Annotated in this window: 25 protein-coding genes; 18 read left to right on the top strand and 7 right to left on the bottom strand. The window is 70.2% G+C overall.

All coding sequences use genetic code 11. The features are described from left to right. Positions 1-20: 20 nt before the first annotated feature. The 3 genes from J2850_RS13620 to J2850_RS13610 all read left to right on the top strand — a co-directional run bounded on the left by J2850_RS13620 (position 21) and on the right by J2850_RS13610 (position 3,288). Positions 21-1,661: an ABC transporter ATP-binding protein gene (locus J2850_RS13620; RefSeq protein ID WP_209982457.1), complete on the top strand. Its 1,641-nt coding sequence runs from the start codon at positions 21-23 to the stop codon at positions 1,659-1,661. Positions 1,662-1,801: 140 nt separating this feature from the next. Next, the gene (locus tag J2850_RS13615) at positions 1,802-2,380 is read left to right on the top strand and encodes a YqaA family protein (protein ID WP_209982455.1); all 579 of its coding nucleotides are present in this window, start codon (positions 1,802-1,804) and stop codon (positions 2,378-2,380) included. 50 nt (positions 2,381-2,430) lie between these two features. Further along, positions 2,431-3,288: a TrmH family RNA methyltransferase gene (locus J2850_RS13610; RefSeq protein ID WP_209982453.1), complete on the top strand. Its 858-nt coding sequence runs from the start codon at positions 2,431-2,433 to the stop codon at positions 3,286-3,288. A gap of 60 nt (positions 3,289-3,348) precedes the next feature. On the opposite strand, the gene J2850_RS13605 is transcribed toward J2850_RS13610, so the two are convergent. Further along, entirely contained in the window at positions 3,349-3,801 is a 453-nt protein-coding gene (locus J2850_RS13605; RefSeq protein WP_209982451.1) for an RNA polymerase sigma factor region1.1 domain-containing protein, read from the bottom strand. Positions 3,802-3,974: 173 nt separating this feature from the next. On the opposite strand from J2850_RS13605, the gene msrA reads away from it, so the two are divergent. From msrA to J2850_RS13580, 5 genes are all read left to right on the top strand, one after another. Continuing rightward, the gene (gene msrA, locus J2850_RS13600) at positions 3,975-4,616 is read left to right on the top strand and encodes a peptide-methionine (S)-S-oxide reductase MsrA (protein WP_209982449.1); all 642 of its coding nucleotides are present in this window, start codon (positions 3,975-3,977) and stop codon (positions 4,614-4,616) included. A 166-nt stretch (positions 4,617-4,782) separates the two neighbouring features. Continuing rightward, a complete protein-coding gene (locus J2850_RS13595; RefSeq protein ID WP_209982447.1) occupies positions 4,783-5,397 on the top strand; it encodes a PAS domain-containing protein in 615 nt (204 codons plus the stop codon). Next, entirely contained in the window at positions 5,394-7,361 is a 1,968-nt protein-coding gene (locus J2850_RS13590) for a DNA translocase FtsK (protein WP_209982445.1), read from the top strand. Before J2850_RS13595 ends, J2850_RS13590 begins: the two co-directional genes overlap by 4 nt. A gap of 37 nt (positions 7,362-7,398) precedes the next feature. Continuing rightward, positions 7,399-7,899: a DinB family protein gene (locus J2850_RS13585; RefSeq protein WP_209982443.1), complete on the top strand. Its 501-nt coding sequence runs from the start codon at positions 7,399-7,401 to the stop codon at positions 7,897-7,899. After that, positions 7,896-8,510, top strand: a complete 615-nt coding sequence (locus tag J2850_RS13580; RefSeq protein WP_209982441.1) for a pyridoxamine 5'-phosphate oxidase family protein — start codon at positions 7,896-7,898, stop codon at positions 8,508-8,510. Before J2850_RS13585 ends, J2850_RS13580 begins: the two co-directional genes overlap by 4 nt. 52 nt (positions 8,511-8,562) lie before the next feature. On the opposite strand, the gene J2850_RS13575 is transcribed toward J2850_RS13580, so the two are convergent. Both J2850_RS13575 and J2850_RS13570 read right to left on the bottom strand, forming a co-directional pair. After that, entirely contained in the window at positions 8,563-10,629 is a 2,067-nt protein-coding gene (locus tag J2850_RS13575) for a sensor histidine kinase (protein WP_209982438.1), read from the bottom strand. A gap of 343 nt (positions 10,630-10,972) precedes the next feature. Further along, entirely contained in the window at positions 10,973-11,704 is a 732-nt protein-coding gene (locus tag J2850_RS13570) for an MgtC/SapB family protein (protein WP_209982436.1), read from the bottom strand. Positions 11,705-11,947: 243 nt separating this feature from the next. Here J2850_RS13570 and J2850_RS13565 point away from each other — a divergent pair, with 243 nt between their 5' ends. The 5 genes from J2850_RS13565 to J2850_RS13545 all read left to right on the top strand — a co-directional run bounded on the left by J2850_RS13565 (position 11,948) and on the right by J2850_RS13545 (position 16,214). After that, positions 11,948-12,136, top strand: a complete 189-nt coding sequence (locus J2850_RS13565; RefSeq protein ID WP_209982434.1) for a periplasmic nitrate reductase, NapE protein — start codon at positions 11,948-11,950, stop codon at positions 12,134-12,136. Between the two features lie 10 nt (positions 12,137-12,146). Continuing rightward, positions 12,147-12,413 (top strand): chaperone NapD, encoded by a 267-nt coding sequence (locus tag J2850_RS13560; protein ID WP_209982432.1) that lies wholly within the window; start codon positions 12,147-12,149, stop codon positions 12,411-12,413. 95 nt (positions 12,414-12,508) lie between these two features. Then, entirely contained in the window at positions 12,509-15,010 is a 2,502-nt protein-coding gene (napA, locus tag J2850_RS13555; protein ID WP_209982430.1) for a nitrate reductase catalytic subunit NapA, read from the top strand. Between the two features lie 11 nt (positions 15,011-15,021). Next, positions 15,022-15,600, top strand: a complete 579-nt coding sequence (locus J2850_RS13550; protein WP_209982428.1) for a nitrate reductase cytochrome c-type subunit — start codon at positions 15,022-15,024, stop codon at positions 15,598-15,600. Then, positions 15,597-16,214, top strand: coding sequence for a cytochrome c3 family protein (locus J2850_RS13545; RefSeq protein WP_209982427.1), 618 nt, complete (start codon positions 15,597-15,599; stop codon positions 16,212-16,214). The genes J2850_RS13550 and J2850_RS13545 overlap by 4 nt, the downstream gene beginning before the upstream one ends. 267 nt (positions 16,215-16,481) lie before the next feature. On the opposite strand, the gene J2850_RS13540 is transcribed toward J2850_RS13545, so the two are convergent. Both J2850_RS13540 and J2850_RS13535 read right to left on the bottom strand, forming a co-directional pair. Beyond that, a complete protein-coding gene (locus J2850_RS13540; protein WP_209982425.1) occupies positions 16,482-16,865 on the bottom strand; it encodes a hypothetical protein in 384 nt (127 codons plus the stop codon). Positions 16,866-16,877: 12 nt separating this feature from the next. Continuing rightward, the gene (locus tag J2850_RS13535) at positions 16,878-17,705 is read right to left on the bottom strand and encodes a PAS domain-containing protein (RefSeq protein ID WP_209982423.1); all 828 of its coding nucleotides are present in this window, start codon (positions 17,703-17,705) and stop codon (positions 16,878-16,880) included. Between the two features lie 250 nt (positions 17,706-17,955). Here J2850_RS13535 and carB point away from each other — a divergent pair, with 250 nt between their 5' ends. Further along, a complete protein-coding gene (carB, locus tag J2850_RS13530) occupies positions 17,956-21,201 on the top strand; it encodes a carbamoyl-phosphate synthase large subunit (RefSeq protein WP_209982421.1) in 3,246 nt (1,081 codons plus the stop codon). A gap of 96 nt (positions 21,202-21,297) precedes the next feature. Continuing rightward, complete coding sequence (greA, locus tag J2850_RS13525; protein ID WP_209982418.1) at positions 21,298-21,771, top strand: transcription elongation factor GreA; 474 nt, start codon at positions 21,298-21,300, stop codon at positions 21,769-21,771. Between the two features lie 43 nt (positions 21,772-21,814). Here greA and J2850_RS13520 read toward each other — a convergent pair whose 3' ends face one another. Further along, complete coding sequence (locus J2850_RS13520) at positions 21,815-22,747, bottom strand: dienelactone hydrolase family protein (RefSeq protein ID WP_209982416.1); 933 nt, start codon at positions 22,745-22,747, stop codon at positions 21,815-21,817. 165 nt (positions 22,748-22,912) lie between these two features. On the opposite strand from J2850_RS13520, the gene chrA reads away from it, so the two are divergent. Then, a complete protein-coding gene (gene chrA / locus J2850_RS13515) occupies positions 22,913-24,271 on the top strand; it encodes a chromate efflux transporter (protein WP_209982415.1) in 1,359 nt (452 codons plus the stop codon). 24 nt (positions 24,272-24,295) lie between these two features. Here chrA and J2850_RS13510 read toward each other — a convergent pair whose 3' ends face one another. Further along, positions 24,296-24,856 carry an Lrp/AsnC family transcriptional regulator gene (locus J2850_RS13510; RefSeq protein WP_209982413.1) on the bottom strand — a complete coding sequence of 187 codons (561 nt, stop codon included), beginning with the start codon at positions 24,854-24,856 and terminating at the stop codon, positions 24,296-24,298. A gap of 150 nt (positions 24,857-25,006) precedes the next feature. On the opposite strand from J2850_RS13510, the gene J2850_RS13505 reads away from it, so the two are divergent. Continuing rightward, positions 25,007-25,996, top strand: coding sequence for a mitochondrial fission ELM1 family protein (locus tag J2850_RS13505; protein ID WP_209982411.1), 990 nt, complete (start codon positions 25,007-25,009; stop codon positions 25,994-25,996). A 116-nt stretch (positions 25,997-26,112) separates the two neighbouring features. Then, positions 26,113-26,802, top strand: coding sequence for a 2OG-Fe(II) oxygenase (locus tag J2850_RS13500; RefSeq protein WP_209982409.1), 690 nt, complete (start codon positions 26,113-26,115; stop codon positions 26,800-26,802). Positions 26,803-26,835 lie beyond the last annotated feature (33 nt).

Here is a 26,835-nt window from a genome sequence, read left to right as displayed (position 1 = left end):
CGACAGCCCGTGAGCCCGCCATGACCCTGATGCCCCCCAACCCCGACCTCCTGTCCGTGCGCGGCCTGCGCGTCGAGTTCCGTTCGGGCGCCGGCGCCATGCAGGCGGTGAAGGGCGTGTCCTTCGACATCCAGAAGGGCGAGACGGTGGCGCTCGTCGGCGAATCGGGCTCCGGCAAGTCGGTGACGGCGCTGTCGATCCTGCAACTGCTGCCCTATCCGATGGCGCACCATCCCGCCGGCTCGATCCGCTTCCGCGACACCGAGCTGCTGGGCGCCGACGAGAGGGTGCTGCGCGGGGTGCGCGGCAACCGCATCGCCATGATCTTCCAGGAGCCGATGACCTCGCTGAATCCGCTCCACAGCATCGAGCGGCAGATCAACGAGACGCTGGTCCTGCACAAGCGGCTGTCGCGCGGCGCCGCCCGCGCCCGCACGCTGGAGCTGCTGCGCCTCGTCGGCATCCCCGACCCGGAGAAGCGGCTGACCGCCTACCCGCACGAACTGTCGGGCGGCCAGCGCCAGCGGGTGATGATCGCCATGGCGCTGGCCAACGAGCCCGACCTGCTGATCGCCGACGAGCCGACTACCGCGCTCGACGTCACCATCCAGGCGCAGATCCTGGCGCTGCTGAAGGACCTGCAGAGCCGCTTCGGCATGGCGCTGCTGCTGATCACCCACGACCTCGGCGTGGTGCGCAAGATGGCCGACCGGGTCTGCGTGATGAACCAGGGCGAGATCGTCGAGCAGGCCAAGGTCGACGACCTGTTCATCCGGCCCCGCCACCCCTACACCCGCAAGCTGCTGTCGGCCGAGCCGCGCGGCAACCCGCTGGCCCCGCCCGAGGACGCCGAGGAGGTGATGACCGCCGACCGGCTGAAGGTGCATTTCCCGATCAAGAAGGGTCTGCTGCGCCGCACCGTCGGCCATGTGAAGGCGGTGGACGGCGTCGACGTCGCGGTGCGCCGCGGCCACACCGTCGGGGTGGTCGGCGAATCGGGGTCGGGCAAGACGACGCTGGGGCTGGCTCTGCTGCGGCTGCATGCCAGCGAGGGCGCCATCCGCTTCGACGGCACCGACATCCAGGGCTGGCAGCCCAAACGCCTGCGCCCGCTGCGGCGCGAGATGCAGATCGTCTTCCAGGATCCCTACGGCAGCCTGTCGCCCCGCCTGTCGATCGGCCAGATCATCGGCGAGGGTCTGGGCATCCACGGCATCGGCGACCGGGCGGAGCGCGAGGCGATGGTCGCCCGCGCCCTGGAGGAGGTCGGGCTGCCGCCCGATGCCCGCAACCGCTACCCGCACGAGTTCTCCGGCGGCCAGCGCCAGCGCATCGCCATCGCCCGTGCCCTGGTGCTGAAGCCGAAATTCGTCGTGCTCGACGAGCCGACTTCGGCGCTCGACATGTCGGTGCAGGCGCAGATCGTCGACCTGCTGCGCGACCTCCAGGCCCGCCACAACCTCGCCTACCTGTTCATCAGCCACGACCTGCGGGTGGTGCGGGCGCTGTCCAGCCACGTCATGGTGATGAAGGACGGCAAGGTGGTCGAGCAGGGGCCGACCCAGCGCATCTTCGAGCAGCCGCAGCAGGACTACACCCGCGCCCTGCTCGCCGCCGCGCTCAATCTGGAGGCCGTCGACTCGCCGGCGGTGCGGATGTAGCCCCCGCCCCTGGACGGGCTAACGCCCCCGGATGAGGCCACCCAGTCCGGGGGCGGACGAATTGGGCACTGGCGCGCGGCTGCCGGCACGCCTAAAAGTTCGCCTGCACGGCAAGAGCAACGACGAAGGGCGGGCCATCCATGCTGAAGCGTCTCTACGAGTGGACCATGGCCAAGGCCGCGTCGAAGGATGCGACCGGCTGGCTGGCCGGGGTGTCCTTCGCCGAAAGCTCCTTCTTCCCGCTGCCGCCCGACCTTCTGCTGGTGCCGATGGTCATCGCCAACCGCAAGGCGGCGTGGAAGCTGGCGACGATCTGCACGCTGGCCTCGGTGGTCGGCGGCATCGCCGGCTACATGATCGGCTATTTCCTCTACGAGACGATCGGCCGCTGGGTCATCGACTTCTACCACCTGACCGAAAAGTTCGAGCAGCTACGGCTGACCTTCGTCGAGTACGGGGCGGAGATCCTGATCATCAAGGGGATGACGCCGATCCCCTACAAGCTGCTGACCATCACCGCCGGCGTCGCCCACCTGCCGCTGTGGGTGTTCATCGGCGCCTCCATCATCTCGCGCGCGATCCGCTTCTATCTGGTGGCCGCCCTGCTCTACTTCTTCGGCCCGCCGATCCGCGCCTTCATCGAGAAGCGGCTGACCCTGGTGACCAGCGTGTTCGCGGTGGCGCTGATCGGCGGCTTCCTGGTGGTGAAGCTGCTGTAGCCGGCCGCCTTTTCACGACAACGCCTCCTGCACGACGAGACCGCCGTTCCATGCCTGCGCGCGGGCGCCCGCCCCATCCCAACCGCGCCCGCCCGCCGGCCGGCCGGACCGCCTCCCCGTCCGCTTCTCCGAAGGGCTCCCCGCGGGAGGCCGCCGCCGATGAGCCGCGCAAGCTGTTCCGCGTCGCCGGGCTCGCCGCCGTCTCCGCCCTGTTCGACCATGAACCGGAGCGGGTGGAGCGGCTGTTCTACGAGGAGCGGATGAAGCCGGCGGTCGGCGCCTTCTGCAAGGCGATGGCCGCCGCGCGCAAGCCGTACCGCATGGTCGAGGCCGACGAGCTCGCCAAGGTGGCCGGCACCGTGCTGCACGGCGGGGTGGTGGCGCTGATGGCGCCGCGGACCCTGCCGGCCTTCGATCCCGAGCCGGCCCGCCGGGCACCCGCTCCGCTGCTGGTCCTCGACGGGGTCGGCAACCCGCACAATCTCGGCGCCATCCTGCGCACCGCCGCCTTCTTCGGGTTGCCGCGCGTGCTGCTGTCCGACCATCCCGGCCAGGCCCTGCCGTCGGAGGCCGCCTACCGCGTCGCCGAGGGCGGCTTCGAATGGGTGGCGCTGGAGCGGGCGCCGGCACTTCCGGCGCTGCTGAAGCGCCTGCGCGCCGGCCACCGCATCATCGGCACGGCACTGGACCAGACCCGTCCGACGGTGGATGCCGGGGCGCTGTCCGGCTGGCGCCAGTCGGGCGGCAAGCCGCCGGTCCTGGTGCTGGGCAACGAGGAGGACGGCATCCCGCCGGCGACGCTGGCCGCCTGCGACGCGGTGCTGACCATTCCCGGCAGCGGCCGCGTCCAGTCGCTGAACGTCGCCGCGACCGCCGCCATCCTCATCCACGCGCTGGCGACCGGCTGAGGGGGCCGGCTGAGGGGGCCGGCTGAGGGGGGAGCCCCCCAGCCCGAGGCCCGGCGCCGGTCAGCCCAGGGCGAGGATCAGCACCAGCGCGACCAGCACCATCGAGGCGAGCGGCAGCATCTCCACGCCGTCGCGGATCCAGGTCGGGGCGCCGCCATGGCCGTGGGCGGCGGGAGCATCGTCGAGCCAGCCATGGACCGACGGCTTCGCCCCCGGCGCCGACACCGCCGGGGCGGCCGGGCTGGCCATGTCGACGACGCCGTCGCCGCGATGGTAGTCGCCGGTCTGGCGGGCCAGCGCCGGGTTGGGACGGCCGCGCACCAAGCCGGCATCGTCCAGTTCGACCTCCACACCCGCCGCCTCGATCCGCTCGACCACCGCGGCCGTCTCCTCCGGCGTCATCATGTCGACCGGCAGGGCCGCGCCCAGAGCCTCGGCGCTCAGCCGGTTGCCGTTGCGCCGGCCCTGGTCGATCAGGGACTGGACGGCGGTGTCGTTGACGGTGCTGGCCATGGGTGCTGTCTCCTTTCCGGGGATCCTTAGTGACAGTGTTCACATGGGCAACACCGGCGGACGCCCCAAGGGTCCATTCCGCCGTCGCGGGCCTGCGCCACCTTGCCGCAGACGGGCGGACATCCGACATAAGTGGTCCCTCGAACGCACCGTCACTGATGGGAGATCCGACCATGCTGGGGCATTTTCTGCGCAAGCCGGCAGCCCTGCCGACGCCGGAGGAGGCACTGCCCGGCCGCAGCACGCCGATCCCGGTGCCCGAAAGCCACCACGTCAACGGCCATCCGCTGACGCCGCCCTATCCCGCGGGGATGGAGGTGCTCGACGTCGGCCTCGGCTGCTTCTGGGGGGCGGAGCGCAAGTTCTGGCAGCTTCCCGGCGTCTGGGTGACCGCGGTCGGCTACCAGGGCGGCCATACCGAGAACCCGACCTACGAGGAGGTCTGCAGCGGCCGCACCGGCCACACCGAGGCGGTGCGGATCGTCTACGACCCCGCCATGGTCAAGACCGAGGATCTGTTGCGCGTCTTCTGGGAGTCGCACGACCCCACCCAGGGCATGCGCCAGGGCAACGACGTCGGCACCCAGTACCGCTCCGCCGTCTACACCCATACGGCGGCGCAGAAGGCCGCCGCCGAGTCCACGCTGGCCGCCTACCAGCAGCGGCTCGCCGACGCCGGCTACGGCCCGATCACCACCGAGATCCGGGACGCTCCGCCCTTCTATTTCGCCGAAGGCTATCACCAGCAGTATCTGGCCAAGAACCCCAACGGCTACTGCGGCCTGGGCGGAACCGGCGTGACCTGCGCCGCATGAGTTGGGCGGCCTGAACCGTCCGTCCGGGCCGGCCGGCGCGCGCTCCCCGGCGGTCCAGCCCTCGCGGTTGCGCCGCACCGGCCCTTCCGGGTATGGTTCGGGCGGCTCTTGAAAGCTCCGGCGGCGCTCCAGCCGCGGGAGCGCCGCCCGTCCAGCCGCGATTGTCATGACCAAGGAAAGAACCGAGCTGGCGACGCCGTATCTCAGCGGCCTGCTCGAATTCTGGCTCACCAAATCCGTCGCCGGCCGCCCGCCGGTCCCCGCCAGCATCTCCCCGGCCGACCTGCGGCCGTGGAAGGACAACATCGTCGTGTTCGAGGTGATGGGCGAGGAGTCCGGCACCTTCGTCTATTCCTATTACGGCAAGGCCCTGGCCGCCGCCTTCGGCCAGTCGCGGCTGGGCGCCACGCTGGACGACCTGCCGCCGGAACAGCGCGCGGTGCTGCAGCCGGAATACGAGACGGTGCGGCGCGAGCGGCAGCCGCTGGCCCGCGTCCACACCGCCGTCTTCGGCGAGCGCACCCGCAGTTTCGAGCGCCTGGTGCTGCCGATGTCGAGCGACGGCGACACCATCGACAAGCTGCTGGTCGCCGCCTACGAGACGACGCCGCGCGACCTCGCCGCCGGCAAGCCGACCCCCGGCGGGATCGGCGCCGGCCCGGCCGCCTGCGGCCCTGCCCCTGTCGCCGGCCCCGAATCCGACGCCAAATCCGACCGCAAGCCCGGCCCGACCCCCGGTCACCTTTCCCTCATCGTTTCGAAGCCGGGAGCCTCGGCATGACGCCGCGTATGCCGCACCTCGCCGCCCCGCCGACCCAGGCGGGCGTGGTCACCGCCGACGAGTTCAATCTGTGGTGCGCGCTCAACGGCCGCCCCTTCAACCTCGTGCCCAACCCGCGCACCGACGGCCGCCTGATGTGGGACGTGGAGGTGCTGCCCGGCACGCCGCGCGCCGGCACCGTCTACTCCACCAACCTGTCGGACGAGGCGCTGGCGGTGGTCGCCGGCTTCGCCTTCCTGTCGGGCGTCGAGTGGGCCTACGAGGCGCGTGACCCCGCGGAAGAGGCGGCAGCCCCCTGCGAGGCGGCGTCCGCCCCGGCGCCGGGCGAACCGGCCACCGATGGCGGCGGCGTGCCCGCGGCCGTCCCGGCGGAGGCCCCCTGCGCGCCGGCCTCCCCGGCGGCGGACCCGGTTTCGGAGCCGGCCTCGGAGCCGCCCCACTATCCGGCGGTCTATTCGCTGCCGGCGGTGTCGCTCCTGCAGAACCCGCCGCCGCGCCCGGTGCAGCAGCATGACGAGGCGGTGCTGGCCCGCAACGCCCGGATGCTGGAAACCGTCCTGAAGAACTTCCGCGTCCGCGGCGAGATCATGGACGTCCGCCCCGGACCGGTGGTGACGCTCTACGAGTTCGAGCCGGCGCCCGGCACCAAGTCGGCCACCGTCATCAACCTCACCGACGACATCGCCCGCTCGATGAGCGTGGTCACCGCCCGCATCGCCATCGTCCCCGGCCGCAGCGTCATCGGCGTCGAGCTGCCGAACCCGGTGCGCGAGATGGTCTACCTGCGCGAGAGCTTCGACCACGACGCCTTCCGCAACACCACCGCGCAGCTCGCCATCGCGCTCGGCAAGGACATCAGCGGCGAGCCGGTGGTGGCCGACCTCGCCCGCATGCCGCACCTGCTGGTCGCCGGCACCACCGGCTCGGGCAAGTCGGTGGCGATCAACACCATGATCCTGTCGCTGCTCTACCGGCTGCCGCCGGAGCGCTGCCGCTTCATCATGGTCGATCCCAAGATGCTGGAGCTGTCGGTCTATGACGGCATCCCGCACCTGCTGACCCCTGTGGTCACCGACCCGAAGAAGGCGGTGGTCGCGCTGCGCTGGGCCGTGCGCGAGATGGAAAGCCGCTACGAGGCGATGTCCAAGCTCGGCGTGCGCAACATCGAGGGCTACAACGCCCGCATGACGGAGATGATCGCCGCCGGCGAGAAGATGCCGCGCCGCGCCACCCCGCCCGGCGAGCCGGAGAATGTCTTCGACCTGACGCCGCAGGACCCGGCGCCGCTGCCCTACATCGTGGTGATCGTCGACGAGATGGCCGACCTGATGCTGGTGGCCGGCAAGGAGATCGAGGCGGCGATCCAGCGGCTGGCCCAGATGGCGCGCGCCGCCGGCATCCACCTGATCATGGCGACCCAGCGCCCGTCGGTCGACGTCATCACCGGCACCATCAAGGCCAACTTCCCCACCCGCATCAGCTTCCAGGTCACCAGCAAGATCGACAGCCGCACCATCCTCGGCGAGGCCGGGGCGGAGCAGCTTCTCGGCCAGGGCGACATGCTCTACATGCAGGGCGGCGGCCGCATCACCCGCGTCCACGGCCCCTTCGTCTCCGATTCGGAGGTCGAGGAGATCGTCCAGTACGTGAAGGCCCAGGGTGCGCCCAACTACGTCACCGCCATCACCGAGGAGGAGGAGGAGGCCGCCACGGTGGAGGACGAGGAGGGCGGCGGCGGTTCGTCCGGCGACGACCTCTACATGCAGGCCGTCAACCTGGTGGTGCGCGAGGGCAAGGTGTCGGTCAGCTTCATCCAGCGGCAGTTGCAGATCGGCTACAACCGCGCCGCCCGCCTGGTCGAGCGGATGGAGACCGAACGCGTGGTCGGCCCTGCCAACCATCAGGGCAAGCGCGAGGTCCTGCTGTCCCATGCCGGCCTGTCGGCCAAGCGCGCCGGGGTCTGACCGGCGCGCGAGCCCTCCGGCAGCAGACGAGACCTCCATGGACGCCAGATCCCATTTCGAAACCCTCGCCCGTTACAACCGCTGGGCCAACCGGCAGCTCTGCGATGTGGCGGCGCAGGTGTCCGACGCGCAGTACCGCGAGGACCGCGGCGCCTTCTTCGGCTCGCTGCGCGGCACGCTGAACCACATCCTGGCCGTCGACCGGCTGTGGCTGGAGCGGATCGAGGGCTCCGGCCCGAAGCCGTCGTCGCTCGACGGGATCCTCCATGACGGCTTCGCCGGGCTGCGCGCCGCCCGCGAGGCGGAGGACGAGCGCCTTCTGCGCGTCGCCTCGCAAACGCCGGCCGAGCGCTTCGGCTCGACGCTCGCCTACCGCAGCACCGAGGGCGAGCATTACGAGCTGCCCTTCGCCCAGGTCCTGACCCACGTCTTCAACCACCAGACCCATCATCGTGGCCAGGCGCACACGCTGCTCGGCCAGTTCGGGCTGAAGACCCCGGTGCTCGACTTCGTCTATTTCCTGCTGGAGTCGCGATGAGCCATCCGATCACCGATGCCGCAGCCCTGGCGGCGCTGTACGGCGAGCCCGCCGGCCCCTCGATCGCCAAAGAGGTGCCGCGGCTCACGCCCGGCTACCGCCAGCTCATCGAGTCCTCTCCCTTCTTCGTGCTCGCCACCGCCGGGCCGGACGGGCTGGACGTCTCGCCGCGCGGCGACGGCCCGGGCTTCGTCCGGGTGGCGGACGACCGCACGCTGCTGGTTCCGGACCGCCGCGGCAACAACCGTATCGACAGCCTGCGCAACATCCTGGCGGATCCGCGGGTCGGGCTGCTGTTCCTGGTGCCGGGGCTGAACGAGACGCTGCGCGTCAACGGCCGCGCCGTCATCGACGCCGATCCGGCCCTGTGCGACGGCTTCGCCGTCGACGGCAAGGCGCCGAAGACGGTGCTGGTGGTCACCATCGAATCGGTGTTCTTCCAGTGCGCCCGCGCCCTGCTGCGGTCCCGCCTGTGGGATCCGGCGGCGCAACTGCCACGCGACCGCTTCCCTTCCGTCGGCACCCTGCTGGCCGAGGCCAGCGCCGGTCGCGAGGGCGGCGAGGATTACGACCGCTCCCTGGCCGAGCGGATCCCCAAGACGCTTTACTGACGGACGCTTTACTGACGGACGCCTTATTCGCGGCCGTTCTACCGGCGGCCGGTCACTGCGCGGCGAGGCGGTCGCCCACCGTCTCCGCCGGGGCGGCCGGCAGCCGGATGGTGAAGACCGACCCCGCGCCGGGCGTGCTCTCGACCGTCAGGACGCCGCCATGGGCGCTGATGATCTTCTGCGTCATGTAGAGGCCGAGCCCCGATCCCTTGGTCCCGCGCGACGAGGAGGCGCGGAAATAGATCGAGCCGATGCGCTCGACCTCTTCGAGGCTCATCCCCAGCCCGCGGTCGGAGACCCGGATCACCACCTCATCGGCGTCGTTGTCCCGGCCGCCCGGATCGCGCGCGTCGGCGGCCTCGTCGATATCGACGACGGCGGCGCTCACCCGCACCGGCGACTCCGGCGGCGAGTAGCGCAGCGCGTTCTGCACCAGGTTGCCGATCGCCACCGCCATGAAGGGGGTGTCGACCATGAGCAGCCGGTCGGGCCGCTCCACCTCCACCGCCAGGCGGCTTTCCGCCACCAGCCCCGCCAGGCCGTCCAGCGCCTCCTCCAACATCCGGCCGAGCGTCACCGGCTCCGGATTGAGCGCGAGCGCGCCCTGGTCCAGCGCGTCGGCCGACAGGAACAGGTCGACCAGTTCCGCCATCTTGCGGGTGATGTCGCGGACGCGCTGCAACCGGTTCAAGGCCGACGGCGCCTGGACGGCGCCGGACAGCTCGATCATCTGCGCGGCGCTGTCGATCGAGGCGAGCGGGGTCCGGAACTCGTGCGACAGCATGGCGACGAAGGTCCGCTGCTCCTCCGCCCGCTTGGTGGCGAAGGCGGTTTCCTCGCGGGCGCGCAGCCGCTCGGCCTGCAGGCGGCCGATGCGAAGGGCAAGCCCGATGCCCAGGATCAGCACCGCCAGCAGGGAGGCGGTCTGGTAGGGGTCGGCGACGAAGGCGTCGGCCGGCAGCAGGCCGCGCAGCGCAAGCTGCGCCAGCAGGAGGCCGGCCAGCGACACCAGCGTGCTGGCCAGGTAGAAGCGCGGGCTCAGGTCGCCGGGATAGAGCCAGGTCATGCGCGCGGTCAGGACCAGCGCGATCACCACCACCACCAGGGCCGACACCGTCACCACCGGGTTGCTGATCGCGTAGAGCGGCGTCACCGTGGTCGGCAGGGCCAGCAGCGCCAGCAGCGCCAGCCCCTGGTAGCAGCGCCGCAACAGCGGCGCGTGGGTGCGCAGGTCGAGGATGTAGACCCACATGAGCAGCGCGGCGGAAAAGCCGAGGAAGCCGCTGCCGCCCACCGCCATGTTCATCACCCAGCCCGGCAGGTCCGGCAGCAGGACCCCCGCGATGCCGTTGGCGAACAGGTAGTAGGTGAAGACCGTCGCCACGTAGCTGGTATAGGCCAGCAGCGCCTCGTCGCGCAGCAGGAGCCCCAGCGCGAAGTAGCCCAGCGACAGGACGCCGAGCACGCCGAAGAACAGGCCCTGGAACAGCAGGTCGGTCGTCTGGTGGCCGGCATAGGCGACCGGCGACCACAGCCGGGCCGACAGCCGGATGGCGCTGACCGAATCCACCCGAAGATAGAGCGACACCGGTTCGCCTTCCGGCAGGCTGAGCGGCAGCGCGTGCATGCGGGTGTTCATCGGGCGCTCGCTGCGCGGGACGAAGTCGCCGAGGCGCACCAGCCGGTAGTCGCGGGCGACGGGGCGCGTCGCCCCGGCCGCCACGCCGTTCCGGACCTCCGCCGTCCGGGGAATGAACAGGTCGAGATGGTCGATGTAGGGCTCGCCCATTTCCAGGATCCAATCCGCCGGGGCGCCGGGGGGGCGCAGCAGGTCGAACCGGTACCAGTGGATGTCGCGGGTCTGCCCGGCCCCGCGGAAATCGCCGCCCGGCTCCATCCGGCCCTGGGCATCGGCCTGCAGGACGTCCGCAAGGTCGAGCCTGCGCTCCGGGTCGATCAGCCGGGCGAAATGGCCGGCCAGCGTCGCCCGGCTGGTGGCGGCTTCGAGCCGCAGCGGCTCGACAGGCGACTCGGCCGGCGGCGCATCGGCCAGCGCCGGCCCGGCGAACGGCAGGACCGCCAGAGCGAGGCAGGCGATGAGGACGGCAAGCCGCGCCATGAGGCGGAAGGACGCGAAGCGGCCAGAAGGAGAGAGGCCGGACGGGAAAAGGCCGGACGGGAAAAGGCCGGACGGGAAAAGGGAAGGGAGGATCGGCTGCGGAACGGCCCCTGCGGTCCGCCGCCCTGTCCGTCCGGTTGCGCCGCCACCGGCTGCGCTCGGGTCGGCCGGCCGGTCGCCGCACCGGCTGATGATCCTGTCCTTCGCCATCATAAAGTTCGAATAAAGCTAAAGTTTTAGGAAATGATTAAGCGCGTATGTGATCGCGGGCCCCTACCCTGGCACCGGACGGCCGCGGGAGATGGCCGTAGGAACCGGCACGTCGCGATAACGGGGACCGGCATCAGATGCGCGACGGCGACAGCTTGAACTCCACCACCGAGTCGGTGGAGGCCAGCGCCGCGACCAGCGACATCGGATCGGGGTCGCCCTTCGCCTGCAGCACGAGCTGGCATTCGAAATGGCCGCTGCCGCCGGTCAGGTGGAAGGCCCAGTCGACCACGTCGAAGCCGTGCTGCTTGGCCGCCGCCCGCAGGCTCTCCGGCGGCGGCGCCTTGTCGCGGCTGAAGACCAGCGTCAGGTGGATCACCGAACGGTGGGGAAGCAACCGCTCCAGCGGCCGGAGCAGGCTCATGACCAGGATGGTCAGCAAGGCAGCGGCGATGGCGACCGCGTAGAAGCCAAGGCCGATGGTGATGCCGATCGCCGAGGTCGCCCAGATGGACGCCGCCGTGGACAGGCCGCGGATCGACAGCCCCTCGCGCATGATCACGCCTGCGCCGAGAAAGCCGATGCCGGTGACGATGCCCTGGATCACGCGAGTCGGGTCGCCCGCCCCCGCAGCGCCCTGCGGCCCGATGCCGCCGTACCACATGCCGGGATAGGCATTCACCACCGTCAGCGCCGCCGAGGCGAGGCAGACCAGCCCATAGGTCCGCATTCCCGCCGCCCGCCCGTGATAGCTGCGCTCGTAGCCCAGCAGGAGGCCGACCGCCAGCGCCCCCAGCAGATGCAGCAGGATCAGGCCGTTGGTCGCCAGTTCGGCCGGCGACCAGTAGGACTGCAACAGCTCCATGCCTCTCCCCGCCCCCTTCCGTCGAAGCCCGCGCTTCCCGCGCCCCGATCCTACAGCCCTCGGGCCGGAAATGCTTTTTCGCGGTGAAGTGCCATTCGGTCACAGGGGGATACCGCCGCCTCTTGACCTGCATCAATTCATCCCGGAGCGAAGGTACCGATACTAAGGGCCGAAAACCGGCACCTTGGTATGAGACTTTGGTGCCGCTCCAAGACCACCCCCGCTCCGACCGAGAGTGCCGCCATGAGGTACACCCCCTCCTTCCCCGACCAGACCCGGCAATCCGGCAGCCAGGGCGACATCGCGCCGACCCGCCGGGCCGAGGGGCTGATGTTCCTGTGGCTGGCGGTGCTGGTGTGGCCGTTGATCGCCGTCGGCAGCGTCGCCGCCTACGGCTTCTCGATCTGGATGTACCAGCTTCTCACCCATTGAGTTCCACGCCATGCCCCGCTCCCTCGAAGTCCACATCTCCAGCCTCGTCATCCAGCACAGCCCCGACCGCACGGATGCCGTGCGCGCGGCGGCAGCCGCCGTCGCCGGGCTGGAATGGTGCGCGGCGGAGAACGGCAAGGCGGTGGTGACGCTGGTCACCGCGAGCGCCGCCGAGGTGGTGGACCGCATTGCGCAGCTCAACGCCGTCCCCGGCGTCCACGGCACCACCATGGTCTACCACCACTACGAACCCGCGGACGCGATCGACGCGGCCTGACCGGTACCGCCCCGCCGGCACCACTTGGCTGGCGCGCCGCCGCCTCCGCCTCCGCCATTGCAAGACGCACTTTCTCCAAGACTGGAGTCCTCCGAATGTTCCTGACCCGCCGCGATTACCTGAAGGCGCAAGCCGCCGCTGCCGCCGCCGCGGCGGCCGGAATCAGCCTGCCGGCCTCGGCCGCCAATCTGCTGACCGGCGAAGGCGCCAAGCTGACCTGGTCCAAGGCCCCCTGCCGCTTCTGCGGCACCGGCTGCGGCGTGATGGTCGGCGTCAAGGACGGCCGCGTGGTCGCCACCCACGGCGACGTGAAGGCCGAGGTGAACCGCGGCCTGAACTGCGTGAAGGGCTATTTCCTGTCGAAGATCATGTACGGCGAGGACCGGCTGAACCAGCCGCTGCTGCGCATGAAGGACGGCCGCTACGACAAGGAAGGCGAGTTCACCCCGATCGGCTGGGATGCCGCCTTCGACATCATGGCCGAGAAGTGGAAGGAGACCCTGAAGAAGAAGGGTCCGACCGCCGTCGGCATGTTCGGCTCGGGACAGTGGACCATCTACGAGGGCTATGCCGCCTCCAAGCTGATGAAGGCCGGCCTGCGCTCCAACAACCTCGATCCCAATGCCCGCCACTGCATGGCGTCGGCGGTGGCCGGCTTCATGCGCACCTTCGGCATGGACGAGCCGATGGGCTGCTACGACGACATGGAGCAGACCGACGCCTTCGTGCTGTGGGGCTCCAACATGGCGGAGATGCACCCCATCCTGTGGACGCGCGTCACCGACCGCCGGCTCAGCCATCCCGGCTGCAAGGTCGCCGTCCTGTCGACCTACGAGCACCGCAGCTTCGACCTCGCCGACATCGGCCTGGTCTTCACCCCCGGCTCCGACCTGGCGATCCTCAACTACATCGCCAACCACATCATCAAGACCGGCCGGGTGAACAAGGAGTTCGTCGAGAAGCACTGCAACTTCAAGCGCGGGCGCGACGACATCGGCTACGGCCTGCGCCCCGACAACCCGCTGGAGATGAAGGCGAAGAACGCCGCCAGCGCCAACGACTCCGACCCGATCAGCTTCGACGAGTTCGCCAGGTTCGTCGAGCCCTACACGCTGGACAAGGCGCACGAGCTGTCGGGCGTGCCGAAGAACCGGCTGGAAGCGCTGGCCGAGCTCTACGCCGATCCCAAGGTGAAGGTCGTGTCCTTCTGGACCATGGGCTTCAACCAGCATGTCCGCGGCGTCTGGGCGAACAACCTCGTCTACAACATCCACCTGCTGACGGGTAAGATCTCGCAGCCCGGCTGCGGCCCCTTCTCGCTGACCGGCCAGCCGTCGGCCTGCGGCACCGCGCGCGAGGTCGGCACCTTCTCGCACCGCCTGCCGGCCGACATGGTGGTGACCAACCCCGAGCACCGCCGCCACGCCGAGGAGATCTGGAAGCTGCCGGAGGGGACCATCCCCGAGAAGGTCGGCTACCACGCCGTCCAGCAGGACCGCATGCTCAAGGACGGCAAGCTCAACGCCTACTGGGTCATGTGCAACAACAACATGCAGACGGCCCCCAACACGGCGAAGGAGACCTTCCCCGGCTACCGCAACCCGGAGAACTTCGTCGTCGTCTCCGATCCCTACCCGACGGTGACGGCGCTGGCCGCCGACCTGATCCTGCCCACCGCCATGTGGGTGGAGAAGGAGGGCGGCTACGGCAACGCCGAACGCCGCACCCAGCTCTGGCGCCAGCTCGTCGACGCGCCGGACGGCGCCCGCTCCGACCTCTGGCAGATCATGGAGTTCTCCAAGCGCTTCCAGATCGAGGAGGTGTGGCCGGAGGAGCTGCTGAACAAGAAGCCGGAGCTGCGCGGCAAGACGCTGTACGAGGTGCTGTTCCGCAACGGCCAGGTCGACCGCTTCCCGCTGTCCGACCTCGACCCGAACTACAACAACTTCGAGGCCAAGCAGGCCGGCTTCTACGTCCAGAAGGGCCTGTTCGAGGAATATGCCTCCTTCGGCCGCGGCCATGGCCACGATCTGGCGCCCTTCGAGCAGTACCACCAGGAGCGCGGCCTGCGCTGGCCGGTGGTCGACGGCAAGGAGACCAAGTGGCGCTACCGCGAGGGCTCCGACCCGTACGTGAAGGCCGGCGAAGGCATGCGCTTCTACGGCAACAAGGACGGCAAGGCCAACGTCTTCGCCCTGCCCTACGAACCGCCGGCCGAGATGCCCGATGCCGACTACCCGTTCTGGCTGTCGACCGGCCGCGTGATCGAGCACTGGCACAGCGGCTCGATGACCATGCGGGTGCCGGAACTGCGCAAGGCGTTCCCCAACGCCGTGGTCTTCATGCACCCCGACGACGCCAAGCAGCTCAACGTCCGCCGCGGCCAGGAGGTGCGCGTCACCTCCCGCCGGGGCGAGGTGCGGGCGCGGGTCGAGACGCGCGGGCGCAACAAGCCGCCGCGCGGCCTGGTCTTCGTGCCCTTCTTCGACCAGACGGTGCTCATCAACAAGGTGACGCTCGACGCCACCGACCCCATCAGCAAGCAGACCGACTACAAGAAATGCGCGGTCAAGATCACGCCCGTCGCGAACGCCTGAGGAGAGCCGGCATGAAGACCCGTTTCCTGATCGCCGCGCTGGCCCTGCTCGCCGGCGCGCCGGCCCTGACCGCCGGCATCGCCACCGTCGGCATCGCCACGGGCGTCACCGCGGCCAGGGCCGCCGACGCCAGCGCCGCCGACAGCCCGCAGGAGCTGGCCGGCACCGGCACCGTCGGGGGGATCAAGGTCCCCTCCGCCAACCACCCGATCACCCGCGACGACCCGGCCGAGGCGACGCATCGCGAGATCACCGACGACCAGCGCCGCGCCCGCAACTACGCCGACCAGCCGCCGCTGATCCCGCACGCCATCCGCGACTACCAGATCGACCTGAACATCAACAAGTGCCTGACCTGCCACGACCGGCGGAACACCGAGGGCTCGCAGGCGCCGATGATCTCGGTCACCCACTTCCAGGACCGCGACGGCCAGACGCTGGGCACGGTGGCGGCGCGCCGCTACTTCTGCACCCAGTGCCACGTGCCGCAGAGCGACGCCCAGCCGATCGTCCCCAACAGCTTCCGCGACTTCGACGCGGTTCTCGGCCATAGCCCGACCCAGGGCCTGGGCCAGGGCGGCGCCAAATGACGATCCGCGGCGCAGTGCTGGGCCTGTGGCGGCTGTTCGCCCGCCCCAGCGTCCATTTCGGCCTGGGTTTCCTGACGCTGGGCGGCTTCATCGCCGGCGTCGTCTTCTGGGGTGGCTTCAACACCGCGCTGGAGGCCACCAACAAGGAAGCCTTCTGCATCAGTTGCCACGAGATGCGCGACAATCCCTATGAGGAGCTGAAGCAGACCATCCACTTCACCAACCGGTCCGGCGTGCGGGCGACCTGCCCCGACTGCCATGTCCCCCACCAGTGGACCGACAAGATCGCCCGCAAGATGCAGGCGTCCAAGGAGGTCTGGGGCAAGATATTCGGCACCATCGACACCCGCGAGAAGTTCCTGGACAAGCGCCGCGAACTGGCCGAGCACGAATGGGCCCGGCTGAAGAACAACAACTCGCTGGAATGCCGCAACTGCCACAGCGCCGAGTCGATGGACATCACCAAGCAGAACCCGCGCGCGGCGAAGATGCACGAGACCTACCTGTTCACCGGCGAGAACACCTGCATCGACTGCCACAAGGGCATCGCCCACCGTCTGCCCGACATGCACGGCATCGAACCGGGCTGGAGCATGAAGACCAGCCAGAAGTAAGGATACGCCGTCGAAAGCCCCCGCTTCCCCTGGACGCGGGGGCTTTCGCGTTTCACGGGAAACGGCGTGTCATGACGGATGCCCCCTCCCCGCCACTCCCCCGCGGCACGCGCACCCTGGTGCACGGATGTTGCGGAGCGGCGAGAGAGGCCCTCGTCCCCCAGGGAGAGGGAATTCTCTCCGGTGTCGCAACATCTGTGCATCAGGTGGCCCGCCGGCGGGGAAAGGCCGGGGTGGGAGCACCCGCAAGCCGATGCCTCCCCGGCCTCATCCCAGCAGCGCCAGCACCCAGAGCGCCAGCAGCGTCACCAGCACCGCCTCGCCCAGCCCGACCAGCCCGCGCAAGGCCAAGGCGATGGCCCGGGTGGCGAGGCTGCGGCGGTGGCGGACCTCCGTCAGCAGACGGTCCTGGATGCCGGCGACGGTGCGCCGGGCGGACAGGCTGGCGATGCCGCCGCCCAGCGCCACCAGGCCGGTGCCCAGCACGAAATAGAGCGCGCCCTTCCAGCCGGCGAACAGCTCCGGATCGTTCAGGTAATGGCCGGTGCCGACGATGATCCACACCGCCGCCGGCCAGACGCCGACGATCTCCGGCCCCGGGTCGATCCTGTGCGGCCCACCCGCGCCCGCTCCCTCGCCGCCGCCCGCCATGGCCCGCCCCTCTCAGCCGCCGGGCACGTGGCGGTAGGCCAGCACGCGGGTGGCAGGGCCGCCTTCCTCGTCGGCCAGCGGCAGCAGCAGCTCCACGAACTTCGCCCCTGGCAGCATCGGGTCGTCGCGCACCAGCAGGCAGCGCGGCTCGCCGCTCTCCAGGCAGGCGCGCAGGTCGGACAGCCAGCGCCGCGCCGCCTGTTCCGGATGGCATTCGCTGACGCGGCGGGTGACCGGCCGCCCCTCCAGCCGCCGCTGCAGGGCGCGGCCGCAGGATTTGTAGACGAAGTCGCCGCCGTCGGCGGTCGGCTCCATCAGGGCGATGCGCGGCACGCTCTCGCGCACCTGCGCGGTGTCGATCTCCACCGCCAGCGGCATCCGGCGCTTGCGCTTCAGGCGCAGCCAGTGGGTGTAGAGGCTGCGGACCTGCGGCGACTGCTCGACGTCGATCGGGTCGGCGCGGCAGGGCGGCGGCGGCGCGTCGATCACCGGCGTGTCGAGCGGTGCCGCGGCGAAGGCGGCGGTGGCCGGCACCGGCTGCGAGGCGGCCACAGGATGCGCGGCGGCCGCGGTCACCGGCTGGCCGCCGCCATGCCCGGCCGGCGTGTGCCCGATCCGCCCGCCATGCTTCTTCAGCAGCGGCAGCGGCGCCCAGGCCTGGCAGGTGTGATAGCCCTTGGTGATGCGCCGGTAGTCCTGGCTGCTGGCGGTGCGGCACTCGCCCTCCACCCCGTGGCGGGCCACATAGACCAGCGTGTTGTCCTCCGACAGCGCACGCTCGCCGCCCCACGAGACGCAGGCGGCGCAGGCGCGGCTGTCCTTGGCGAAGGCGTGGCTCATCGGGGCGTACTCCAAAGGGGGGCGTGGGAATTGATGCCTGCCTTTCCGGTCCGGTTCAAGGGCGGCGGTGGGCGGCGCTGCCCTGCCCGAGACACTGTCATGCGAGGGTGGCATCCATGCCACCCCTTCCCCCCCGGACCCGAACCCCCTATAAGGGGGCCTTGCACGACATACCACCCCGCGCTCTCCGTCTCCGGTCATCCCGGCGCCGGGGGGCTTTCGGCTGACCACATTCCAGAGAAGCGGACCCATGCCCAAACGCACCGACATCAAATCCATCTGCATCATCGGCGCGGGTCCGATCGTCATCGGACAGGCTTGCGAGTTCGACTATTCCGGCGTCCAGGCGTGCAAGGCGCTGCGCGAGGAAGGCTACCGGGTCATCCTCGTCAACTCCAACCCGGCCACCATCATGACCGACCCCGGTCTGGCCGACGCCACCTACATCGAGCCGATCACCCCGGCCGTCGTCGCCAAGATCCTGGAGAAGGAGCGTCCCGACGCCCTGCTGCCGACCATGGGCGGCCAGACCGCGCTGAACACGGCGATGGCGCTGTCCGACGACGGCACGCTGGAGCGGCTGGGCGTGGAGATGATCGGCGCCAAGCGCGACGTCATCGCCAAGGCCGAGGATCGCATCCTGTTCCGCGACGCCATGGACAAGCTGGGGCTGGAGAGCCCGCGTTCGCGCATGGTCCGCACGCTGGACGAGGGCATGGAGGCGCTGGAGCTGGTTGGCCTGCCCGCCATCATCCGCCCCAGCTTCACGCTGGCCGGCACCGGCGGCGGCATCGCCTACAACCGGGCGGAGTTCGAGGACATCGTGCGCGGCGGCCTGCGCGCCAGCCCGGTCGGCGAGGTGCTGATCGAGGAGTCGGTGCTGGGCTGGAAGGAATACGAGATGGAGGTCGTGCGCGACGGCGCCGACAACTGCATCATCGTCTGCGCCATCGAGAACATCGACCCGATGGGCGTCCACACCGGCGACAGCATCACGGTCGCGCCGGCGCTGACGCTGACGGACAAGGAATACCAGATCATGCGCAACGCCTCGATCGCGGTGCTGCGCGAGATCGGCGTCGACACCGGCGGCTCCAACGTGCAGTTCGCGGTCAACCCGGCCAACGGCCGCCTGATCGTCATCGAGATGAACCCGCGCGTGTCGCGCTCCTCGGCGCTGGCCTCCAAGGCCACCGGCTTCCCGATCGCCAAGATCGCCGCCAAGCTGGCCGTCGGCTACCGCCTGGACGAGCTGACCAACGACATCACCGGCACCACGCCGGCGAGCTTCGAGCCGACGATCGACTATGTCGTCACCAAGATGCCGCGCTTCACCTTCGAGAAGTTCAAGGGGTCGGAGCCGCTGCTGACCACCTCGATGAAGTCGGTGGGCGAGGCGATGTCGATCGGCCGCACCTTCCAGGAGTCGGTGCAGAAGGCGCTGCGCTCGATGGAGACCGGCCTGACCGGCTTCAACGAGGTCAAGATCGGCAGCGGCGATCCCGACCGCATCGCCATCCGCGGCGCGCTCGCCACCCCGACGCCCGACCGCCTGCTGGTGATCGCCCAGGCCTTCCGCCACGGCTTCTCGGTGGACGAGGTCCAGGCCGTCTCCAAGTACGATCCCTGGTTCCTGGAGCAGATCAAGGAGATCGTCGACCGCGAGGCGGCGATCCGCACCGGCGGCCTGCCGACCGAGAAGGCCGGCTGGCTGAAGCTGAAGCAGATGGGCTTCTCCGACGCCCGCCTCGCCGAGCTGGCCAAGACCACCGAGGCGGCGGTCGCGGCGGCGCGCCGCATGGCCGGCGTCACCCCGGTCTACAAGCGCATCGACACCTGCGCCGCCGAGTTCGCGTCGGCCACCCCCTACATGTACTCGACCTACGAGACCGACGGGACCGGCGAGGCGGAGTGCGAGTCCGAGCCGACCGACAAGCGCAAGGTCGTCATTCTCGGCGGCGGTCCCAACCGCATCGGCCAGGGCATCGAGTTCGACTATTGCTGCGTCCATGCCGTCTACGCCCTGCAGGAGGCCGGCATCGAGACCATCATGGTCAACTGCAACCCGGAGACGGTCTCCACCGACTACGACACCGCCGACCGCCTGTATTTCGAGCCGCTGACGGCCGAGGATGTGGTGGAGCTGGTGCGAGTCGAGCAGCGCAACGGCACGGTGCTGGGCTGCATCGTGCAGTTCGGCGGCCAGACCCCGCTGAAGCTCGCCGCCGCCCTTGAGGCCGCCGGCATCCCGATCCTGGGCACCTCGCCCGACGCCATCGACCTGGCCGAGGACCGTGAGCGCTTCCAGAAGCTCCTGGTCGATCTGAACCTGAAGCAGCCCGCCAACGGCCTCGCCCGCTCGCTGGAAGAGGCCGAGGCGGTCGCGGCCAAGATCGGCTTCCCGGTCGTCATCCGTCCGTCCTATGTGCTGGGCGGCCGGGCGATGGAGATCGTCCACGACATGGCCGGGCTGCAGCGCTACATGGGCACCGCCGTCCAGGTGTCGGGCAAGAACCCGGTGCTGATCGACAGCTACCTGCAGGACGCCATCGAGGTCGATGTGGACGTCGTCTGCGACGGCGAGCAGGTCTATGTCGCCGGCGTGATGGAGCATATCGAGGAGGCCGGCATCCATTCCGGCGACAGCGCCTGCGCCCTGCCGCCCTACACGCTGCCGGCAGACACCATCGCCGAGATCAACCGCCAGTCGGACGCGCTCGCCCACGCGCTCAAGGTGGTCGGGCTGATGAACGTCCAGTTCGCGGTCAAGGCCGGCACCGTCTACATCCTGGAGGTCAACCCGCGCGCCAGCCGCACGGTGCCCTTCGTCGCCAAGGCCACCGGCACCGCCATCGCCAAGATCGCCGCCCGCGTCATGGCCGGCGAGAAGCTGTCCTCCTTCACCCTGAACGGCCCGACCCCGCCGCACACCGCGGTCAAGGAAGCGGTCTTCCCCTTCGCCCGCTTCCCCGGCGTCGACATCGTGCTGGGTCCGGAGATGAAGTCGACGGGCGAGGTCATGGGCCTCGACCACAACTTCGCTCTCGCCTTCGCCAAGGCGCAGCTCGGCGCCGGCGTCACCCTGCCGGTCAAGGGCAGCGTCTTCGTCTCGGTCAAGGACCACGACAAGCCGGCGCTGGCGGTGATTTCCAAGAAGCTGCACGAGATGGGCTTCCGCATCCTCGCCACGTCGGGCACCGCCAAGGTGCTGAAGGACGCCGGGGTCGAGGCGGAGACCATCAACAAGGTGGTGGAAGGCCAGCCGCACATCGTCGACGCCATGATCAACGGCGACGTGCACCTGGTCATCAACACCACGGAAGGCGCCCAGGCGCTGGCCGACAGCTTCAGCCTGCGGCGGACCGCGCTGACCTACAACATTCCGTACTACACCACCGTGGCGGGTGCACGCGCGGCGGTGGAAGCGATTGCCGCACTCCGGAACGGCAGCCTTGAAGTCGCTCCGTTGCAGTCGTACCTTAGCGGATCGTATTAAGGACGGACGACGGCGCGGCGGACCTCCTCCGCGCCGTCTCTGTCCTTAATGTCGCTTTGGACAGGTCGAACGACTGCAAGCGGTGATGGACCGAACATGGAAAAAGTTCCGATGACAGCGGCGGGCTTCAACCGCCTCCAGGAGGAATTGAAGCACCTTAAGATCACCGAACGCCCGGCGGTCATCAAAGCCATCGCGGAAGCCCGCGAACATGGCGACCTTTCGGAAAACGCCGAATACCACGCGGCCCGCGAGCGCCAGAGCTTCATCGAAGGCCGCGTTCTGGAGCTTGAGGACAAGATCAGCCGGGCGGAGGTCATCGACCCGGCCAAGCTGTCGGGCGACACCGTGAAGTTCGGTGCGACCGTGACGCTCGCCGACCAGGACACGGACGAGGAGACGACCTACCAGATCGTCGGTCAGGACGAGAGCGACATCAAGAACCGCCTGCTGTCGATCCAGTCGCCGCTGGCCCGCGCCCTGATCAACAAGTCGGTCGGCGACAGCGTCGAGGTTTCGACCCCCGGCGGCTCCAAGCTTTACGAGATCGTGACGGTCGAGTACCGCTGAGGATTGTTTTCCCTCTCCTCCGGGAGAGGGAAAACCGGGCGTCTCATCCCCCGAGCTTTTCCCTGAAGAAGTTGGTCACCCGCCGGATCGCGTCCGAGCGGGCGTCTTCGTTCGTCCCGACATGGGCCTTCCCGTCGGGCGCCGAGGCGACGTCGTCGCGCGTGCGCACCGGGGCGTCGGGCGCGTCGAAGCCGTGGTAGGTGTCGGGATAGACCACCAGGTCGATCTTGTCCTTCACGCCGTCGCGGGCGGCCAGATCGATGCAGGACTGCGGCGGCGTCCAGTCGTCCTTGTCGCCGACCAGCAGCAGCAGCGGCCCGTCGGGCTGCCAGTCCTCGTCGCTCAGCGAGGTCCGGCAGCCGGGATAGAAGGCGACGGCGGCGCGGAAGCCGCCCTCGTCCGTGCCGGCCGGCCCGTCCTCGCCGGCGCCGTAGGCGGCCAGCACGGTGCCGGCCCCCTGCGACCAGCCGATCAGACCGATGCGGCCATGGTCGACCTCCGGACGGCGGCGCAGGAAGGCCAGGGCGCCCCAGGCGTCGAGCTTGCGCTCCACCGTGGCGCGGACGGTGCGGTCCTTCAGCGCGGTGGTGCAGACCTCCTCGACGTCGCGCGGCCCGAAGCTGTCGACCATCAGCACCTCGTAGCCCTGCCGCTGCAGGTGGGTCGCCCACCAGACATGACGCGGCGACACCCGGCCGCTGCGTGCATAGAGGCCGCCGCAGCCGTGCAGCATCACGACCGCCGGATGCGGTCCGCTGCCCGACGGGCGCAGCAGGCGGCCCGACAGCATCGTCGGCGCCCCGCCGGTCAGGTCGCCGTCGGCCGACGGAAAGCGCACGATCTCCTCGGCATGGACACCGACGGCGGCATGGGCCGGCCGCGCCGACAGGACCGGGACGGCCGCAGCGGCGATCCCGATGCCGGCAAACAGCACCGCACCCAACACAGCCGCGCGATCGCGGGCGGAAGCCTTCATTCTGCAGCGTCCCCGACTCCCGGCGCCGCCACGGCGGCGGCGCTCGCGGTTGCAATATTAGTCCGTGGCGGCGCGGAAGGCCATGGCCGCCCCGCAATTGTTCTCGTCGTCGCTCCCTCGCGCGGGGCAATGCCCGGCCGCCGCGTTTGCGCTAGACTGCCGGCCATGCCACAGCCGCCTCCCGCCCCCCCCACGATGGCCCCGCCTGCCGTCCCCCCCTTCGGCGCCTTCTGCCTCTACTGGCTGAGGCTGGGGCTGACCAGCTTCGGCGGGCCGGCGGGGCAGATCGCCATGATGCAGGGCGAGCTGGTCGACCGCCGGCGCTGGATCGACCAGACGCGGTTCCTGCACGCGCTGAACTTCTGCATGCTGCTGCCTGGACCGGAGGCGCAGCAGCTCGCCACCTACATCGGCTGGCGGCTGCACGGGGTGCGGGGCGGCCTGGCGGCCGGCGGACTGTTCGTGCTGCCGGGCGCCCTGGTGCTGCTGGCGCTGTCCTGGCTGGCGGCCGCCCACGGCGACGCCGGCCCGGTCGGCGCACTGTTCGACGGCATCAAGCCGGCGGTGGTGGCGATCGTCGCCGCCGCGGTGTGGCGGATGGGACGGCGCACGCTGAAGGGGCCGGCGGCCGTCGCGCTGGCCGGCGCCGCCTTCCTGGCGCTGTTCGTGCTGCACCTGCCCTTCCCGCTGGTCATCGCGGCCGCCGCACTGGTCGGCGGGCTGGCCGCCCGCGCCGGCCGCCACTGGTTCGCCCATCCCCACCCGGTGGCAGGCGACGGGGCCGGGGAGGGGGCCGGGGAGGGGGCCGGGGAGGGGGACGGGAACGCGCCGGAGGCGCCGCCGGTGCGGCTGCGGCGGTTGCTGGCGCTGGTCGGGCTGTTCATGCTGCTGTGGACGGTGCCGGTCGCGGCGGTGCTGCTGGCCGTCGGCACCGATCCCTGGCTCGGCGTGGCGGCGCTGTTCACCAAGGCGGCCTTCGTCACCTTCGGCGGCGCCTACGCCGTGCTGCCCTACATCGCCCGGCAGGCGGTCGAGGTCTATGGCTGGCTCGACCCCGGACGGATGGTCGACGGGCTGGCGCTGGCGGAGACGACGCCGGGGCCGCTGATCCTGGTGACGCAGTATGTCGGCTTCTTCGCCGGCTGGAACCGGCCGGGCGCGCTGGCGCCGGAGCTGGCGGGGCTGCTGGGGGCGGCCCTGACCACCTACGTCACCTTCCTGCCCTGCTTCCTGTTCATCTTCGCCGGCGCGCCCTACGTCGAGCGGCTGATCCACAACCGCTTGGCCGCCGGCGCACTGGCCGCCATCGCCGCCGCGGTGGTCGGGGTGATCATGAACCTGGGGGTCTATCTGGGGGTGGCGGTGCTGCTGCCGGGCGGCAGCCCATGGGATACGGCCTGGGCCTGGGCGATCATGCTGGCCGCACTCTACGCCCTGACCCGCCGCGGCGCGGCGATCCACTGGGTGGTGCTGGGGGGCGCCGCGGCGGGCCTGCTCAAGGCGCTCGCCGCATCGTCCCTCTAGTAACCGCTCCGTCCGGTGCCGGGCTCAGCGCCGGGTGGCGCGGGCGGGGGCCTCGTCCTCGACAAAGTCCTCGTCCTCGTCGTCCTCGGTCCCTTCCGGGATGTCGGGCGAGTCGACGTCGATCGGAACGCCGGGGGTGTGCTTGGAGGTGCGGATCGACAACGCCGACTTCACGTGGGCGACGTTGGGTGCCGACGTCAGCTTCTGCGTCAGGAAGCGCTGGTAGTCGTCCCAGTCCTCCGCCACGATCTTCAGGATGAAGTCGTACTCGCCGGCCAGCATGTTGCACTCGCGCACCAGCGGCCAACTGTTGACGAGCTCCTCGAATTTCTTTAGGTCCGCTTCGGCCTGGCTGCTGAGGCCGACCTGGGCGAACACGGTGACGCCGAACCCGAGCGCGTCGGGGTTGACGTCGGCGTGATAGCCGCGGATGAATCCCGCCTCCTCCAACGCGCGGACGCGGCGCAGGCAGGGCGGAGCGGAGATGCCGGCACGCCGGGCAAGCTCCACGTTGGTCATTCGGCCGTCGTTCTGCAGGTCGCGCAGAATCCGCCGGTCAATTCGGTCGAGTTTGACCCGCCGCATGGTTTTACTCGGTCGCTCCGGGGATGGTTTGAAGAAAGGATATTACACGGGCATGGTGTCTACGCCAAGACCGAAACCCCTGCAAGGGCGAGCAACCCGGATGCGACCGTTTAATGCGTCCCCTTCGCGGACCCAACAATCCGGGCTCTCATGCACTCCCTGACCCCCGGCCTGACCTGCTGGGTGGTGTCCGACGGCAGCGCCGGCATGGAGAACCAGTGCATCGGCCTGGCCGAGGCGCTGGGGCTGACCCCAGTTGTCAAGCGCGTCCGCCTGCGCACGCCGTGGCGCCAGCTCACCCCCTACTGGCGGATCGGCAACCGCTTCGCCGCCGGGCCGGAGGGCGACCCGGTCGACCCGCCCTGGCCCGACCTGCTGTTCGGCACCGGCCGGCAGAGCGTCGCCGTCTCGCTGGCGGTGAAGGCCCAGTCGCGCGGCAGGACCTTCACGGTCCAGATCCAGGACCCGAAGATGGACCCGCGGCGCTTCGACATCGTGGTGGTCCCTCGGCACGACAAGCTGCGCGGCGACAACGTCATGGTGACGCGCGGCGCCCTGCACCGGGTGACGCCGGCACTGCTGGCCGATGCGGCGGAGCGCTTCGCGCCCAGGCTCGCCCACCTGCCACACCCGCGCATCGCCGTGCTGATCGGTGGCGACAACGGCGTCTACCGGCTGACGCCGACCATCATGGGCGATGTCGCCGAGCACCTCGCCAAGCTGACGCGCAGCCATGGCGCCGGGCTGATGGTCACCCCGTCGCGCCGCACCGGCACCGACAACGAGGCGATCCTGCGCGCCCGCCTGTCCGGCCTGCCGGCCGAGGTGTGGGACGGCACCGGCGAGAACCCGTACTTCGCCTATCTCGGCCTCGCCGACGCGGTGGTGGTGACCTGCGACAGCGTGTCGATGACCACGGAGGCCTGCTCCACCGGCAAGCCGGTCTATGTGATCGAGCTGGAGGGCGGTTCGCCCAAGTTCCGCGCCTTCCACGACGGGCTGTACCGCGACGGCATCACCCGTCCCTTCGACGGCTCGCTCGAAAGCTGGAGCTACCCGCCTCTGCGCGAGACCGAGGACGTCGCCGACGCGGTGCGCCGGCTCCTTCCCGCCCACCGGCGCCGGCACGGCCTGGCTTGAGGGGCGATCGGCGGGGCCGCGCGACCAATGCGCGCACCCCGCCTGATTGCCGCGGTGTCGCGGCGCCGGCCATGTCATAAGCGCGGCGAGAGCCGTCGCCATTCCGGAACGCCGCCATGACCACTGCAACCGCCGTTGCCGCCGCCGCCACTCCCGACGCCGACGCCGTCGCCGCCTCCTTCCTGCGCTGCCTGGCGCGCAGCCGGCGGGCCGACAGCCCCTACGCCCACTGGCTGCTGTCCGATGCCCTGCCGGAGCAGACCGGTGACGCCATCGCGAGGCTGCCCTGGACGCCGCCGGCGGTGTCCGACACCTACGGCAAGCGCGAGACCAACAACGCCTCGCGCACCTATTTCGGTGCCGCCGCCCAGGCGGAGCACGCGGTGTGCGGGACGGTGGCGCGCGCCTTCCAGGGCCGCGGCGTCGTCGAGGCCATCCAGCGGACCTGCGGGGTCGACCTCGCCGGCACCAGCCTGCGCATCGAATACTGCCAGGACACCGACGGCTTCTGGCTGGAGCCGCACACCGACATCGGCGTCAAGAAGTTCACGATGCTGATCTACCTCTCGAAGGGGCCGAACTGCGCCGGCTGGGGCACCGACGTGCTGGACGCCGACAAGCGCGTGGTCGCCCGCGCCCCCTACGCCTTCAACGAGGGACTGATCTTCATCCCCGGCACGGACACCTGGCACGGCTTCGAGAAGCGGCCGATCGACGGGGTGCGCAAGTCGATCATCGTCAACTATGTCGGGCCGGAATGGCGGGCTCGGCATGAGCTGTGCTTCCCCGACAATCCTGTCGCATAAGGATCGCGGCAAGCCCCGCGCCATCCCGCCCGG

This window comes from Azospirillum picis, assembly GCF_017876115.1.
GTDB classification, from domain to species: Bacteria; Pseudomonadota; Alphaproteobacteria; order Azospirillales; family Azospirillaceae; genus Azospirillum; species Azospirillum picis.
The sequence above is the reverse complement of the archived record's forward strand: the minus strand, read 5'-3'. Positions and strand labels throughout refer to the sequence as shown.